This window comes from Micromonospora sp. NPDC049049, assembly GCF_040649115.1.
In the GTDB taxonomy this organism is placed as follows: Bacteria; Actinomycetota; Actinomycetes; order Mycobacteriales; family Micromonosporaceae; genus Micromonospora.
The window spans coordinates 23066-38500 of the sequence record NZ_JBEZEX010000046.1 but is presented as its reverse complement, the minus strand read 5'-3'; the positions used below and the strand labels follow the sequence as shown (position 1 = coordinate 38500).

General features: G+C 72.3%; 14 protein-coding genes. 8 read left to right on the top strand and 6 right to left on the bottom strand.

What is annotated here, in order from left to right; genetic code table 11:
* From AB0B68_RS30170 to AB0B68_RS30150, 5 genes are all read right to left on the bottom strand, one after another.
* A partial coding sequence (locus tag AB0B68_RS30170) for a glycoside hydrolase family 27 protein (protein ID WP_357264278.1) occupies positions 1-2064 on the bottom strand: 2064 nt, incomplete at its 3' end.
* A gap of 46 nt (positions 2065-2110) precedes the next feature.
* Entirely contained in the window at positions 2111-4198 is a 2088-nt protein-coding gene (locus AB0B68_RS30165) for an alpha-galactosidase (protein WP_357197367.1), read from the bottom strand.
* Positions 4195-5016, bottom strand: coding sequence for a carbohydrate ABC transporter permease (locus tag AB0B68_RS30160; RefSeq protein ID WP_196920834.1), 822 nt, complete (start codon positions 5014-5016; stop codon positions 4195-4197). Before AB0B68_RS30160 ends, AB0B68_RS30165 begins: the two co-directional genes overlap by 4 nt.
* Positions 5013-5933 (bottom strand): sugar ABC transporter permease, encoded by a 921-nt coding sequence (locus tag AB0B68_RS30155; RefSeq protein ID WP_357264275.1) that lies wholly within the window; start codon positions 5931-5933, stop codon positions 5013-5015. Before AB0B68_RS30155 ends, AB0B68_RS30160 begins: the two co-directional genes overlap by 4 nt.
* A 1-nt stretch (position 5934) precedes the next feature.
* Complete coding sequence (locus AB0B68_RS30150) at positions 5935-7230, bottom strand: extracellular solute-binding protein (protein WP_357197370.1); 1296 nt, start codon at positions 7228-7230, stop codon at positions 5935-5937.
* A gap of 159 nt (positions 7231-7389) precedes the next feature.
* Here AB0B68_RS30150 and AB0B68_RS30145 point away from each other — a divergent pair, with 159 nt between their 5' ends.
* The 8 genes from AB0B68_RS30145 to AB0B68_RS30110 all read left to right on the top strand — a co-directional run bounded on the left by AB0B68_RS30145 (position 7390) and on the right by AB0B68_RS30110 (position 14658).
* Complete coding sequence (locus AB0B68_RS30145) at positions 7390-8136, top strand: SDR family oxidoreductase (protein WP_357197373.1); 747 nt, start codon at positions 7390-7392, stop codon at positions 8134-8136.
* Positions 8137-8171: 35 nt separating this feature from the next.
* Entirely contained in the window at positions 8172-8882 is a 711-nt protein-coding gene (locus AB0B68_RS30140) for a FadR/GntR family transcriptional regulator (RefSeq protein ID WP_357197375.1), read from the top strand.
* Complete coding sequence (gene dgoD, locus AB0B68_RS30135) at positions 8879-10024, top strand: galactonate dehydratase (RefSeq protein ID WP_357264272.1); 1146 nt, start codon at positions 8879-8881, stop codon at positions 10022-10024. The genes AB0B68_RS30140 and dgoD overlap by 4 nt, the downstream gene beginning before the upstream one ends.
* Positions 10018-10857: a hypothetical protein gene (locus tag AB0B68_RS30130; protein WP_357264269.1), complete on the top strand. Its 840-nt coding sequence runs from the start codon at positions 10018-10020 to the stop codon at positions 10855-10857. Before dgoD ends, AB0B68_RS30130 begins: the two co-directional genes overlap by 7 nt.
* Before the next feature lie 10 nt (positions 10858-10867).
* Positions 10868-11488 (top strand): bifunctional 4-hydroxy-2-oxoglutarate aldolase/2-dehydro-3-deoxy-phosphogluconate aldolase, encoded by a 621-nt coding sequence (locus tag AB0B68_RS30125; RefSeq protein WP_357197383.1) that lies wholly within the window; start codon positions 10868-10870, stop codon positions 11486-11488.
* Positions 11485-12426, top strand: a complete 942-nt coding sequence (locus AB0B68_RS30120; protein WP_357197386.1) for a sugar kinase — start codon at positions 11485-11487, stop codon at positions 12424-12426. Before AB0B68_RS30125 ends, AB0B68_RS30120 begins: the two co-directional genes overlap by 4 nt.
* Positions 12427-12499: 73 nt before the next feature.
* Entirely contained in the window at positions 12500-13381 is an 882-nt protein-coding gene (locus AB0B68_RS30115; RefSeq protein ID WP_357197389.1) for an SMP-30/gluconolactonase/LRE family protein, read from the top strand.
* A 173-nt stretch (positions 13382-13554) separates the two neighbouring features.
* Positions 13555-14658, top strand: coding sequence for an L-dopachrome tautomerase-related protein (locus AB0B68_RS30110; RefSeq protein WP_357264266.1), 1104 nt, complete (start codon positions 13555-13557; stop codon positions 14656-14658).
* A 17-nt stretch (positions 14659-14675) separates the two neighbouring features.
* On the opposite strand, the gene AB0B68_RS30105 is transcribed toward AB0B68_RS30110, so the two are convergent.
* Positions 14676-15431, bottom strand: coding sequence for a dienelactone hydrolase family protein (locus AB0B68_RS30105; RefSeq protein ID WP_357264263.1), 756 nt, complete (start codon positions 15429-15431; stop codon positions 14676-14678).
* Positions 15432-15435: the final 4 nt, after the last annotated feature.

The following is a 15435-nucleotide window of genomic DNA, read 5'->3' as shown; positions in this document are numbered from 1 at the left end:
CAGGTTGCGCTGCCAGAGCCGGTTGTCGGCGGCCAGCGCGAACAGGTAGACCCGGCCGGAGGTGGCGAGCAGGGTCGGGCTGCCGCTGGTGGTGCCGCCCAGGTTGGTCCAGGCAGACCAGGTGGTCCCGGTACGACTGCTCCACCACACCTCGTCGGTTCGGCTGCGGACCGCCACGTGCAGCACGCCGGCATCGTCGACGACAGCGCTCGGCCGGCCGTAGAACGGCCGGTTCCCGGGAGCCCCGACGCCGGTCCAGCCGGCGTTCGGCGTACGCGACCAGAGCTTGCCGTCGGCGCCGCGGGCGACGAGGGTCCATTGCGTCGGGTTCGTCCAGGCCACCGTCGGCGCGTCGGTCAGCGTGCCACCGAGGCTGCGCCACGGTCCCCAACTGCCGGCCACGTAGCTGCGCTGCCAGGCGGCGTTGTCGGTGCCGCGGACGAAGACGTCGAGCCGCCCGTCCGCGGAGCCGTACGCCGCCGGCTGGCCGAGGATCCGGCCGCCGACCGGGCCGCCGAGGGAGGTCCAGTGCGTGCCCCACGTCGTACCGGTGCGGGTGTTGACGGCCAGCGCGCCGGCAGCGTCGCGGACGAAGGCGGTGGCGTGGGTGTCGTCCACCCGGACCAGGGCCGGGCTGGCGCTGGCGGTGCCACCGAGGTCGGCGCCGGCGACCTGGTCGGTGCCGGTCAGACCGAGCATGGCCACCCCGTGCGCCGGCACCTCGACGGTGTACGAGCCGGTGAACGGCTGCACACCCGGGCTGCCCGGCTGAGCGTCCACAGTGGTTCGGGCCCACAGGTCACGGACCTTGACCGACCCGCCGAGGGCGACGTCGGCGAAGTTCACAGTGACCTGCTGGGCGGTGTCGTGCCGGTTGAGCAGCGCGACCGCACGCTTGCCGGAGCCGGCGAGCACCTTGCTCCACACCTGCGCGTCGGTGCCGGTGTCGGCGACCTTGACGCCCTGCCGGACCAGCGGGTCCTGGTCCACCGCGATGATCTCCGGGTTGGTCAGCGCCGAGATCATCTCCTTCGGCAGGCCACGCGGGTCGGAGCCGATCACCAGCGGCGCGGCCATGATGGCCCACATGCCGAGCTGCGTCTTGGACTCGTCCAGGCTCAACTCGTACCCACCGTCGGGCAGCGGACGCATCGGCAGCAGGTAGTCCGGGTCGTTGTAGTGCCCCGGCCCGGTGGCCGCCGGGTGGTACGCGTTGACGTCCATGTTGCGCAGCACCCACGGGTACGCCCACTGCGGGGACGGGTCGGTGAGCCCCACGTCCGTATAGGTCCGCCAGGAGTCGGCGATGGTGGGCGCGTACGTGTAGCTCCAGGTGGAGAGCTGCTCCGGGGTGTACGGGCCGCCTCCCCAGTCCGAGCTGACCGGGTTGCAGATGTTGAGCAGCATCGGTCGGGGCGACTGGCGTACCGCCTCGGCCAACTCCCGGAAGGTGGTCTCCGGGTCGAGGCCGGCGGCCCGGCCGCAGAGCCAGTCGGCCTTCAGCGCGTCGAAGCCCCAGCCGGCGAACTGGGCGACGTCGGCCTGGTAGTGGCCGTTGCTGCCGAGCCCACACTGTCCCGGCAGGTACGGACCGGCGTCGGTGTATATACCGGCCTTCATCCCCTTGCTGTGGATGTACGCGGCGAGCGCGGCCATCCCGCCAGGGAAGCGGGCCGGGTCGGCGACCAGTTTGCCGGCCTCGTCGCGCGGGGTGGGTGCGGCCCAGTTGCCGTCGATCCAGACGTAGGTGTAGCCGGCGTCCCGTAGGCCACTGTGGACCATGTAGTCGGTGACCGACCGTACTTCGGCCTCGGTGGGATCACCACCGAGGCCGAAGTAGGTGTTCCAGCCCTGGTAGGGCGTCGGGGCGAGCCCGCTGTTGAAGAAGGTCGGCGCACCCTGGTCCTCGGCGCCGGTGGCCGCCGGAGCGTGACCGGGGCGGCCCAGCCCATGGCCCGCCTGTGCTGGGTCGGCGTGGGGTGGGCCGGCCATCGCCGGCATCGGGCTGGCCAGGCCCAGGCCGAGCACGGCCAGGGCAGCGGTCAGCGGTCGGTTCAGGCGCATGGAGGTACTCCTGTCCCTCGGGGGTGGGGGTGGTGGTGCTCCGATCTCAGTCGCGGGTCAGCACGATGAGGTCGGCGTCGTGGGTCGCGCTCCACTGCACGGGCAGGCCGACGGTGGCGAGGTGGCTGCCGGAGTAGTGCCGATCGCCGTCCGAGTAACGGGCAACCGGGTCGAGGCCGCGCAGGGGCAACCGGACCGGGCGGGACGGGAGCAGCCCGGCTCCGTCGAGCCGGCCGGTGTGCCAGGCCAGCACCACCACCCGGCTCTCGTCCGGCGCTGAGTACTGCACGGCACAGCGGGCCTGGTCAGGGCCACCGATCAGTTGTACCTCGCCGTGCGTGACGACGTCCCGGATCTCCTTGTAGCGGGCGATCCAGCCGGCCGCCTCGGCCCGCTCGGCGGGGGTCCACGCCCGGATGTCCGCGCCGATGCCGAGCACACCGGCCATCGCCAGGACGAATCGGAACGCCAGCGAGCGGGGGCGGTTGTCGAACAGGCCGGGCGCGTCGGTGACCCAGGAGCTGAGCAGGTGTGGGGCGTTGGCGTGCAGGAAGCCGTACTGGATGGCCAGCCGGTCCAGCGGGCCGGTGTTGTCGCTGGGCCAGAAGACGTCGGCTCGGGCAGCCATCGCCAGATCGGTCCGCGCGCCCCCGCCGGCGCACGCCTCGATCAGCACACCGGGATGGTCGGTGCGCAACCGCTCGTAGATCCGGTGCAGGTTGGCGACGTGCGCGCCGTCCAGGTCGAGCGGGCCCACCCCGCCGGACCGACCCGGCTCGGTACGCGGCCTGTTGAAGTCCCACTTCAGGTAGTCGATGTCGTACCGGCGCAGCAGGCCGTCGACGGTCGAGTGGACGAACTCGGCGACCTCCGGCCGGCCCAGGTCGAGCAGGTACTGGTTGCGGACCGGGGTGAGCGGTCGCCCGTCGACGGAGTAGACCCAGTCCGGGTGCTCGGCGTACAGGGAGGACTTCGGGTTGACGCACTCGGGCTCGACCCAGAGCCCGAAGTTCAGCCCGAGCGCGCGGACGTCGGCGATGAAGGCGTCGAACCCGGCCGGGAACTTCGCCGGGTCGGGCGTCCAGTCGCCCAGCCCGGCGGTGTCGTCGTCGCGGCCGACGAACCAGCCGTCGTCCACGACGAACGTCTCCACGCCCAGGTCGGCGGCGATCCGGGCGAGCGCGAGCTGACTGTGCGCCTCGACGGCGAAGTAGGTCGCTTCCCAGGAGTTGTAGAGCACCGGGCGGGGGGTGAGCCGATCGCCGGCCAGTAGCCGCTGGTGGGTGTGCCAGACCCGGGCCAGCCCGTCCAGGCCGTCCGGGCTGTAGGCCCCGGTGGCCACCGGCAGGGTCAACCGCTCACCCGCGGCCAGTTCCAGCGGGCCGTCGACCAGCTGACGGCCGACCCGGACCCGGGTCAGGCCGCCGGTGTCCCGCTCGGCGCTGATCTCCCACGAGCCGGTCCAGGCCAGCGCCATCCCCCACGCCGGACCGGCCGGCTCGGCGGTGTCGCGCACGGCCAGCCAGGGCACGTGCAGATGCCCGGGTACGCCCTGGGAGCTGCCGATGCGGAACGTCCCGTGGCCCAGCTCGACGTGGGAGAGCTGGAATTCCTGCTCCCACTGGCCCCACTGGTGGCTGAGCAGGGCGCCGTGGGGCGTCGGCACGCAGAAGCCGCCCGAACCGGCCCGGACGACCCGCAGCGCGTCCGCGCCGTCGTTGGCCAGCTCGACCCACCGCTGCACCACGTCGGTGCCGACGGGAACCCGGTAATGCACCGTGGCGCGCAGCCCGGTGACCGGGTCGGCGAACTCGACGGCCAGTTTCCGCTGGTCGGCGTCGGCCCGCGCGCCGGTGTGCACGAAGCCCACCCGGCGCTGCCCGTTCGAGGTTTCGATCACCAGGTCGACGCCGGTGAACGGGCGGTCGGCGTCGGTGGCGTACTCGATGGGGGCCGCGTCCCCGGCCGTGAGGAAGGGGACCGGGCCGTCGTAGGCGACCGGCGAGGGCCCGTCGGAGACGCCGTGCGGTCCCCACGCGACAAGTTCCAGCCAGCGACCGTGCGCGGGCACGGTCACTGTGTACTCGGTGTGCGTGCCGCGCAGCGTCCAGCGCTGCCCGACCTCGGCGGTCACTTGACCGCTCCCAGGGCCAGGCCGGAGACGAAGTGCCGCTGGAAGCGGAGGAACACCGCGACGGTGGGCACGGCCGCGATGACCGTACCGGCGGCGATGACGTTCCAGGACGAGACGAACTGGCCCTGGAGGGCGAGCAGCGCCGGGGTGACCGGCATGTTGTCATCGGTACGCAGCACGGTGATCGCCCAGAGCAGGTCGTTGAAGATCCAGGTGAAGGAGAGCGCCCCGAGAGCGGCCAGCGCGGGTCGGGTCAGCGGCAGCATCACCTTGGTGAAGATCTGCGCGGTGCCGGCACCGTCGATGGTGGCCGCCTCCTGGATCTCGCCCGGCAGGTCCCGCATGAAGCCGTGCAGGACGAACGTGTAGAAGCCGAGCCCGAAGCCGACCTGCACCGCGATCAACGCCCAGAGCGTGTCGTACAGGCCGGTCAGCTCGCTGAACTTTGCCACCGGGATGAGCAGGATCTGCGGTGGGAGCAGGTTCCCGGCGAGCATCAGCAGCAGGATCGTGCGCCGCCCGGGGATCCGGAAGCGACTCAGCGCGAACGCCGCCATCGCGGCCAACCCCAGACTCAGCGCCACCGACGGAACGGTGACCAGCATGCTGTTGATCAGCGCCCGTAGCTCGCCGCCGTCGGTCCACGCCTGCCGGTAGGTGTCCAATGTGAACGACCGGGGCAGGCTGCCCACGCCGTGCGCGGCGATGTCGTCGAACGACCGGGTGGACATCACCACCACCCAGAGCACCGGGCCCAGCCAGAGCAGCGAGAGCAGGATCATGCCGGTGTGGAAGGCCCCGGTACGGAGCTTGTTCATGACGCTTCCTCCCGGAACGCGCGGACCAGGTAGCCGAGGATGACGGCCAGCGCGAGCACGAAGATCACGACAGCGATCGCCGAGGCGTAGCCAAGCCGCAGGCTCTGGAACGCTGTCGAGTACATGTAGGTGCTGAGCAGCTCCGACGAGTGGTACGGCCCGCCCCTGGTCAGCGACCAGACGATGTCGAACGAGCGCAGCGAGTCGATCACGATGACCGACAGCACCACGGCGTTGACCCCCTTGAGCTGGGGAATCGTGACGTGCCGTAGCCGCTGCCAGGCGTTCGCGCCGTCCATCCGGGCCGCCTCGTGCAGCGCCGGGTCGATCGCCTTCAACCCGGCCAGGAACAGCACCATCACGTACCCGATCTGCCGCCACAGCGCGGGCAGGATCACGGCGTACAGGGCGGTCTGCGGGTCGGCGAGCCAGGGCCGGATCAGCTGCTCCAGGCCGACCGCCCGCAGCAGCGTGTCGGCGATCCCGTCGGGTTGGTAGAAGACCCGCCAGACCAGCGCGGTCACCACCAGCGAGAACACCACAGGGGTGAACAACGCGGCCCGGTAGAAGCCGACCCAGCGCCGCTCCTTCTGCAGGACGAGCGCCATCCCGAAGCCGCCCAGCACGGAGAGGCCGCCGAAGAGCACCAACCAGATCACCGTGTTGACCAACGCACCCCGGAAGGTGGCGTCGCCGGCCAGCTCGACGTAGTTGTCGGTGCCGACGAACGTCGGCGGCGTCATCCCGTCCCAGCGGGTGAGGGAGAACCAGAAGCCCTGGATCGCCGGCCAGAAGACCCAGACGCTCTCGACCGCGAACGGCACGAGGACGAACGCCACCAGCAGCGGCGACAGTCGAGCCGACCGTCGCCGCCGCCGGGTGGGTGTGACCGAAGTCGTGGAGATCGTTGCCGTCACGTCAGCCCTTGAAGACCTTCTCGGCGCCGGCCTGCCACTCCCGCAGGATCGCGTCGATCTGGTCCGGCTTGTCGATGAACTTGGTCAGCGCGGTGTCCGCGGTCGGCTGGAGTGCGTCGCTGGAGTCGCGGTTGAAGAACTGGGTCAGCTCCTTGGCCTCGCCGAGCATCGCCTTGCCCTTGACCACCAGCGGCGAGTCCGACGCCTTGGCCTTGGGGTTGGCCGGCAGCACGATGCCGGAGCTGGCCTTGACGTACGCCTCCTGGGCCTCGACCCCGGCCAGGTAGCTGAGCAGGGCCCTGGTGCCGGTCGGGTTGGCGGTCTTCGCGCTGGCGAAGAAGCCGTCGGTCGGGGCCTCCTCGGCCAGCGGCACCGCCGGGTCGATGATCGGGAACCGGAAGAAGTCCAGGTCGCCGAGCGCGTCCTTGGGTGCCGCGTCGGCGAAGAACGTGCCGATCAGGAACATGCCGGTCTTGCCGGCCAGCAGCGCGGTGGTCGCCTCCTGGAACGGGTACGCCTTGCCCTTGGGGTCGAAGTAGGGCAGGGCCTCGCGCCAGCGGGTGAAGACCGCCTTGACCTTCGGGTCGTCGAAGCGCTGCTTGCCGGCGAGCAGTTCGCGGTGGAACGGCGCGCCGTTGATCCGGATGTTCAGGTAGTCGAACCAGGCCGAGGCCACCCACGGGGTGTCGCCGAGCCCGATGCCGATCGGCGGGATGCCCTTGCTCTTCAGCGTCTCGCACAGCGCCAGGAACTCGGTCCAGGTCTTCGGCTCCTGCACGCCCCACTTGGCGAAGTTGGACTTGCGGTAGAAGAAGCCCCACCAGTAGTTGTTCATGGGCACGAAGATCTGCTTGCCGCTGGCGTCGGTGGAGAGGGTGCGCAACGACTCGGGGTAGTCGCCCAGCGACTTCCACACCTCGGAGACGTCCAGCAGCAGGTTCTTGCTGGCGTAGTCGTTGGCGACCGAGCCCGCGTACCAGGTGTAGAGGTCCGGCGGGTTGGCCGAGGTCAGGTAGGTCGGCAGCTGGGTCCGGAAGGTCTCCGAGGCGATCGTGTTGAGACTCGCCGTGCCCTTGCCCTGCGCGTTGAAGGTCTCGATCAGCTTCTCCATCGCCGCCTTGGCCTGCGGCGAGGAGAGGTTGGACTGGATGGTGACAGCGCCCGAGCCGTTGCTCGTGGTCGGCCCGCTGGCGGAGCTGGCGCACGCGCTGAGGAACGAGCTGGCGCCGAGCGCGCCCAGGCCGGCGAGCCCAAGGTGGCCAAGGAATCGCCGGCGACCGGGGTCGAAGTCGCTCACGGAGGTATCCCTTCCTTTACGACACTCAGCGTCACCACGTGATGTGTCGTCCATGTGAATGCTGTGACCAGAAGGTTGCATCGGCCGTCGCCGACTGTCAAGATATCTTCGTAATTAATGATTAGACGAGATCAAGGCGAGGGTCACGTGGATCAGCCTATGCGTCGGCTTGAGGGCAAGAACGCGCTGGTCACCGGTGCGATGGGTGGGATCGGCACGGCCATCGCCCGGCGACTCGCCGCCGAGGGGGCAGCGGTCGCGCTGCTCGACGTCGCCGACCCGGCCCCCCTCGCCGAGGAACTGACCGCGCGCGGTCACCGCGCACTGTCCGTAGTGGGCGATGTCAGCGACGAGGCCGACTGGACGACTGCCGTGAGCGCAGTACGCGACCGCCTCGGCCCGGTCGACATCCTGGTCAACACCGCGTACGCAGTGCGGGTCGCCCCGGCGCACGAGACCAGCCGGCAGTCCTGGGACCACCAGCTCGGCGTCAGCCTCACCGGCTCGTTCCTCGGCGTCCGCGCCTGCCTGGACGACCTGCGGGCACGCTCCGGCGCGGTGGTGCTGATCTCCTCGGTGCACGCGCTGGTCGGGCTGCCCGGCCGGCCCGCGTACGCAGCGGCCAAGGGCGGCCTGGTCGCGCTCGGCCGCCAGCTCGCCGTCGAGTACGGCCCGCAGGTCCGGGTCAACACCGTGCTGCCCGGGCCGATCCTCACCGCCGCCTGGGCGGACGTGTCCGAAGAGGACCGTCAGCGCAGCATCGCGGAGACCGTCGCGAAGCGCTTCGGCACACCGGACGACGTGGCCGCCACTGTCGCCTTCCTCGCCTCGCCGGACGCCGCCTACATCACCGGGGCGAGCCTCGTGGTGGACGGTGGCTGGACAGCGGTGAAAGCCTCGGCCTGAGAGATCGATACCGACCAGCGAAAAGGCCAGGAGCATTGGCACAGTACGCACGCCGCGGCGTCCACGGGCAGACCGTCGAAGCGATCGCCCGTCGCATCCTCACCGGCGAGATCGCCGCCGGCGCGACGCTGAACATCGTCGCGTTGCAGGAGGAGTTCGACGTCAGCCTCACCGCGCTCCGCGAGGCGCTGAAGGTCCTCTCGGCCAAGGGCATCGTCGACGCCCGACAGAAGCGCGGCACCTTCGTCCGACCCCGTGCGGACTGGAACCTGCTCGACGGTGACGTGATCCGTTGGCAGTTCGCCGAGGGCACCGACCAGCGGTTGCTCGACCAACTGCACGAGGTGCGCGCCATCATCGAGCCGGCCGCCGCACGGCTGGCCGCCACCCGTGCCACCGAGGACGACCTGACCGCCCTCGACCAGGCACTGGCCGAGATGGCCCAGGCCAACGGTGATCCCGCCGCCGCCATCGCCGCCGACCTCGCCTTCCACCGCGCGCTGCTCACCGCCACCCACAACGAACTGCTGGAACGGATGGAGGTGGTGATGGAGACCGGGCTCGCCGAACGGGACCGGCTGGTGCACGGCGGCACCGCGCACGACGACCCGGTGCCCAGCCACCGTGCGGTGGTCGACGCGCTGCGCGACCGGGACGAGACGGCGGCCGAGACCGCGATGCGTCAGTTGCTGGACAAGGCCGTCCGCGACGTCGAGAAGGCACGGGGACGAAGGGGCAGTCAGTGAAGATCGAGCGGATCGAGACCTTCCTGGTCGCGCCACGGTGGTTGTTCTGCCGGGTGGAGACCGACGACGGGCTGGTCGGGTGGGGTGAGCCGGTGGTCGAGGGCCGCGCCGAGGTGGTGCGCAGCGCGGTCGAGGTGCTCTCCGAACATCTGATCGGTGCGGACCCGCTACGCATCGAGCAGCACTGGCAGGTCCTCACCAAGGGCGGCTTCTACCGGGGCGGCCCGATCCTCTCCAGCGCGGTCGCCGGCCTCGACCAGGCGCTCTGGGACATCGCAGGGCAGGCGTACGGCGCGCCCGTGCACGCGCTGCTCGGCGGGCACGTGCGCGACCGGGTACGGATCTACTCGTGGATCGGCGGGGACGAACCCGGCGAGGTGGCCGACGCCGCCGCCGCCCAGGTCGCCGCTGGCCTCACCGGGGTCAAGATGAACGCCTGCGGGCGGCTCTCGCCGATCCCCACCTCGGCCGAGGTGGACGCTGTGGTCGGCCGGGTGGCCGCCGCCCGGGAGGTGCTCGGCCCCGAGCGGGACATCGCAGTGGACTTCCACGGTCGCGCCGGAATGGCCGCCGTCCGCCGGATCCTGCCCGAGCTGGCCGCCCTGCGTCCGTTCTTCGTGGAGGAGCCGGTCCTGCCCGATCAGGCTCACCACCTGCGCGACATCGTCGCCAGCACGCCGATCCCGGTGGCCACCGGCGAGCGGCTCTACGGCCGCAACGAGTTCCTCGGCCCGTTGCAGGCCGGGGTCGCCGTGGTCCAACCGGACCTGTCGCACGCCGGCGGGATCTCCGAGGTCCGCCGGATCGCCGCGCTGGCCGAGACGTACGGCGCGCTACTCGCCCCGCACTGCCCGCTCGGCCCGATCTCCCTGGCGGCCAGCCTCCAGGTGGCCTTCGCGACGCCGAACTTCCTGATCCAGGAGCAGAGCATCGGCATCCACTACAACGCCGGCTCGGAGTTGCTGGACTACCTGGTCGACCCGGAGCCGTTCCGGTTCGTGGACGGGCACATCGCCCGCCTCGACCGGCCCGGCCTGGGCATCACCGTCGACGAGGCCGCAGTCCGCAAGGCTGCCCAGACGCCGCACGCCTGGCGCAACCCGGTCTGGCAGCACGCCGACGGGTCCTTCGCCGAGTGGTGACCGGCGCGCGGCCGGTGGCCCTGCGGGTGGCGTACGACGCCGCGCACGGCGGTCGGTGGACGAGTCTGCGCGGCGGCGGCCGGGAGTGGCTGTGGCGTGGCCCGGAACCCGGCCGGCACGAGGTACGCCCCGACGACGCGTTCGTCGACGCCGGTGGGCTGGAGGAGTGCCTGCCCACAGTGCGCGGCGAGCCCGACCACGGCGAGGTGTGGTCACGGCCGTGGCGCAGCGCCGGGCCCGGCACCGCGGTCATCGAACGGCCGACGTTCACCCTCACCCGCCGGATCACCGGCACCGGCGGCGTGGTGGTGGCCGACTACCGGCTGGCCGCCGACCCCGGGCACCGGTTCGTCTGGGCCGCGCACGCCCTGCTCGACCTCTCCCCCGCCGCCCGCCTCGACGCGCCCGCCGGCACCCCGACCCGGCTGCACCCGGAAGCCGCCGCGCTTCTGCCGCCGGGCGGCTGGCCCACCGGCGACCCGTGGTTGACCGGGCCGTGGCCGGCCCCGGCCGGGCTGACCCTTGACACGTTCGGCCCGGACGACGGGACCGCGGTCGGCGCGGTGCTGCTCGACTGCGCCCGGGTGCAGGTGATCGACGGAGCCGACCGGCTGACTCTTGAGCTGGAGTGCGCCGGCCAGCCCCGCAGCACCGCGCTCTGGCGCAACCTGGGTGGCTGGCCGGCGAACGGCCCTTACCGCAGCGTCGGCATCGAACCGATGCTCGGCGCGGCCTTCGACCTGGTCGACGCCGGTCCCACCGACGCGGCGGTCGTCCCGGCCACCGGCGAGGTCACCTGGCGACTCACCATCTCCGCCCACCGCAACCACTGAGGACACCGTGATGAACCTGCTCGACGAGCTGCGTACCCACCGGCTGTTGGCGATCGTGCGCGGCCCGGACCCGGCCGCCGCGCTGACCGCCGTGCTCACCCTGGCCGAGAGCGGCGTGGTTCTGGTCGAGGTCTCGATGACCAGCGCCGACGCGCTCGGCGTCATCCGTCGCGCCCGGACCGCCCTCGGGCCCGACTTCGCCCTGGGCGCCGGCACCGTGCTCAGCGCCGAGGACGCGCGCGCCGCAGCCGACGCCGGCGCGGGTTTCCTGGTCACCCCGGCGATCGCACCGAGCCTCGCCGAAGGCGGCCGGCTCGGGCTGCCGGTGCTCGCCGGCGCCCTCACCCCCACCGAGGTGGTCCAGGCCATCGACGGCGGGGCCACCGCGATCAAGCTCTTCCCGGCGTCGCTCGGCGGGCCCGACTACCTCGGCGCGCTGCGCGACCCGTTCCCCGGTACCGCGTTCGTGCCGGTCGGTGGTGTCGACGCGGACGGCGCTCGGCGCTACCTCGACCGGGGCGCGACAGCCGTCGGCGTCGGTTCCCCGCTGCTCGGCGACGCCGTCCGAGGCGGCGACGCGACGGCGCTGCGCGAGCGCGCCGCCGCCTTCCTCGCGGCGGTCCGGCCATGACCGACCTGCTCACGCTCGGCGAGACGATGGCGGCGTTCCGCACCACCGGCCCACTGCGACTCGGCGGCACCGCCGGCATCTCCGTCGCCGGGTCCGAGTCGAACGTGGCGATCGGCGTGGCCCGGCTCGGCCACCGGGCGGCCTGGGTCGGTGTCACCGGTGCCGACGAGCCCGGCGAGCTGGTCCGCCGTACGCTGCGCGCCGAGGGTGTCGACCTGACCTGGTCCCGGGTCGACACGACCGCCCCCACCGGCCTGATCCTCTTCGAGAACCGTGTCGCCGACATCTTCCGGGTCACCTACCATCGGGCCGGGTCGGCCGGCTCGCGGTTGGGCCCGGCCGACGTGGCCCGGGCCTTCGACGCGCCCGGGCCGCCACCCCGGCTGCTGCACGTCACCGGCATCACCTGCGCGCTCGGCGTCGAGCCGTACCAGGCGGTGGTGGAGGCCGTGCGGCGCGCCCGCGCCGCCGGCAGCACGATCTGCCTCGACGTCAACCACCGCAGCCGGCTCTGGTCGGTGGCCGACGCCGCCGCCGCGCTGCGCCCGCTGCTGCCCTCGATCGACCTGGTGATCGCCTCCGACGACGAGTTGGCGGTGCTCACCGATGCGACCGACCCGGCCTCGGCGCTGCTCTCGGCCGGCGTCACCGAGGTCGTGGTCAAGCACGGTGCCGATGGAGCGACAAGCCACAGCGCTGTCGGCACACTGCACCGTCCAGCCCGGACGGTGCCGGTGGTGGACACCGTCGGCGCGGGCGACGCCTTCGTCGCCGGTTTGCTCTCCGGCTGGCTCGACGGCGTCGACGCGTCGGCCCGACTGGACCGGGCCGTCACCACCGGCGCGTTCGCGGTCGCCACCAGGGGCGACTGGGAGGGCCTGCCCGACCGGGCGGAGCTGGCGCTGCTGGACCACGAGCCGGGCGGTACGGTCCGCTGACCGGGCTGTGGGTGGTCACCGCTGATCGGCAGGACCGCCCGCCGCCGCCCCGCAGATCGTTTGGAGGAGCGAGATGGAGCTGACCGAGCCGACCGTCTGGAGCACCGACCGGTTGGAGTTGGGCGAAGGGCTGCGCTGGGTCGACGACCGCCTGATCCTCGTCGATCTGCTGGCCGGACGACTGCTGGAAACCGACGGCGACGCCCCCGCCGCCCTACGGGAGGTGCGCCGTCTCGACGTCCCGCTCGGCGCGGTAGCCCCGGTGGCCGGCCGGCCCGGTGACTGGCTGGCCGCCGCCGGAACCGGTCTCACAGTGCTGCCCGCCACCGGTGACCCCCGACCGGTCGCCGACCTGGTCGCTGACGCACCCGTTCCCACCCGGATGAACGACGCCGTCGCCGACCCGCACGGCCACTTCTGGGCCGGCAGCATGACGTACGCGATGACGCCCGGCGGGGGCACGCTGTTCCGGCTCACCCCCGGCGCGGCACCGGTGCCCGCGGTCACCGGACTGACCATCCCGAACGGACCGGCGTTCGACGCCACCGGCACCACCATGTACCTCGCCGACACGCCGCGCGGCGAGATCGACCGGTTCACCGTCGACCCCGCGACCGGGGCCCTGAACGGGCGGGAGCCGTTCCTCCGGTTGCCCGCCGCGGACGGCGGCCCGGACGGCATGACCGTCGACGCCGCCGGTCACCTCTGGATCGCGCTGTGGGGCGGTTCAGCGGTCCGCCGCTACCGCCCGGACGGGACCCTGGAGCAGGAGATCCGGCTGCCCGCGAAACAGCCGGCCGGGATCTGCCTGGGCGGCCCCGACCTGCGGCGACTCTTCATCGGCACCGCCCGGGTGGGGCTGGAGACGCCCGGCCCGGAAGACGGAGCGCTACTCGCGGTGGACGTCCCCGTCCCCGGCCTGCCCGCCGCCAGGGCCGCCGCGCCGGTGGCCTGACCGAACCCGGACCGGCCCGCCCTCCGGCTCCGCTGTCCCTTCCGGCTCCGCTGTCCCTTCCGGCTCCGCTGACCGGCGACGCATACCGGACGTCCGGGCGGGAATAGCAGCGGTGGAGCGGGACATCCGGCGGGTCGGAAGGGGCGGGCGATGAGCACCGTGGAGCGGACGTCATGAACGGGCCGGTCGGCGACGAGCCGATGGGCGAGCTGGAGCTGGTGCACACCTTCACCGGCCCGATGCCGACCGGGGTGAGCGTCTCGCACTCCGGCCGGATCTTCGTCAACTTCCCGAAATGGGGCGACGAGGTGCCGGCCACTGTCGTCGAGCTGCGCGACGGTCAGGAGGTGCCCTACCCCGACCAGGCCTGGAACGACCCGTCCGGCGACGACGACGCGGGCGCGTTCGTCTCGGTGCAGAGCATCGTGGTGGACCCGGCCGACCGGCTCTGGGTGCTGGACACCGGCAGCCCGATGTTCCAGCCCACCAAGCCCGGCGGCCCCAAGCTGGTCCGGATCGACCTGGACACGGACACCGTCGCCCAAGTGATCACCTTCCCGGCGGACGTGGCGCTGCCGACGACCTACCTCAACGACGTCCGCTTCGACCTGCGGCGGGGCGAGGCGGGGGTCGCGTACATCACCGACTCGGCGGACTCCGGGCCGAACGGGATCATCGTGGTGGACCTGGCCAGCGGGGCCTCCTGGCGGCGGCTGCACGACCACCCGTCCACAAAGGCCGAACCGCTGACGTCGTTCCGGCCGGTGGTGGAAGGCCGACCGTTCCTCGAACGGCCGGCCGACGGCCCGCCGAAGCCGGTGAGCATGGGTTCCGACGGCATCGCCATCTCCGCCGACGGCGAACGGCTCTACTACTGCCCGTTGGCGTCCCGACGCCTGCACAGCGTGTCCACCGAGGCGCTGGCCGACCCGGGCGTCACCCAGGAGGCGGTCGCCGCCACAGTGGCCGACGAGGGCGACCGGGGCACCGCCTCGGACGGGTTGGAGAGCGACGACGCGGGGCGGCTCTACCTCACCTCGTACGAGCACAACGCGGTGCTCCGTCGACTGCCCGACGGCGAGTACGAGACCCTGGTGCACGACCCACGGCTGCTCTGGCCGGACACCATGTCGGTGGCCACCGACGGCTACCTCTACGTCACCGCCAACCAACTGCACCGGCAGCCGCAGTACCAGCGGGGCAAGGACCTACGGCGCAAGCCGTACGCGCTGTTCCGCACCCGCATCGACGCCGGCCCGGTGCTGCTGCGCCGCTGATCGGGCCGGCACGCCCGTCAGCTGACGGGCAGGGTGCGGTCCAGGAGGTCGAACAACGCGGCCCAGTGCCGCTCGGTGGCCTGCTCGTCGAACATCGGGGTGTCGGCCATGGTGAAGCCGTGGTGCGCGCCCTCGTACACCTCGGAGCGGTAGCGCACACCGGCGGCGTCGAGCGCCTTCTCCAGCGTGGCGATCTGCTCGGGTGTCGCCGACTGGTCGGCGTCGGCGTGCCCGAAGTACACCTCGCCGATGATCGAGGCAACGCCCAGGTGGGGGCTGTCCGGCGCGTCGGTGACGAGGTGCCCGCCGTGGAAGCTGGCGATGGCCGCGATGCGGTCCGGGTGCGCCTCGATGGCCCGTAGCGCGTTCGTGCCGCCCAGGCAGTAGCCGGTGATGACGACCGGGCCCGGCCGGACGTCGTCGCGGGCGGCCAGGAAGTCGGTATACGCGGCGGTGTCCCGGCTGATCGCCTCGGGAGTCAGCGCCTGGGCCAGCGGCGCGATCTTCGCGAAGAGCGCGCCGCGCTGGTCGGCCTCACCGAGGCGGGACAGGTCGAAGAGCGGTGCCCGGCCGCCCCGGTAGAACAGGTGGGGCGTCAGCACCAGGTAGCCCCGGGCGGCGATCCGCTCGGCCATCTCGACCAGGCGGGGGCGCGGCCCGAAGGCGTCCATGAAGAGCAGCACCGCGGGGAACGGGCCCTCGCCGTCCGGCCGGGTCAGACTCGCGTCCGCCACTCCGTCGCTGGTCGGGATGTCCACCGTCGTCGTCTGCACCGTG

Bases quoted from the DNA above. Each gene is read 5' to 3' on its own strand.
- AB0B68_RS30160 (WP_196920834.1), bottom strand. From the start codon at position 5,016: ATGAACAAGCTCCGTACCGGGGCCTTCCACACCGGCATGATCCTGCTC.
- AB0B68_RS30145 (WP_357197373.1), top strand. From the start codon at position 7,390: ATGCGTCGGCTTGAGGGCAAGAACGCGCTGGTCACCGGTGCGATGGGT.
- AB0B68_RS30125 (WP_357197383.1), top strand. From the start codon at position 10,868: ATGAACCTGCTCGACGAGCTGCGTACCCACCGGCTGTTGGCGATCGTG.
- AB0B68_RS30120 (WP_357197386.1), top strand. From the start codon at position 11,485: ATGACCGACCTGCTCACGCTCGGCGAGACGATGGCGGCGTTCCGCACC.
- AB0B68_RS30115 (WP_357197389.1), top strand. From the start codon at position 12,500: ATGGAGCTGACCGAGCCGACCGTCTGGAGCACCGACCGGTTGGAGTTG.
- AB0B68_RS30110 (WP_357264266.1), top strand. From the start codon at position 13,555: ATGAACGGGCCGGTCGGCGACGAGCCGATGGGCGAGCTGGAGCTGGTG.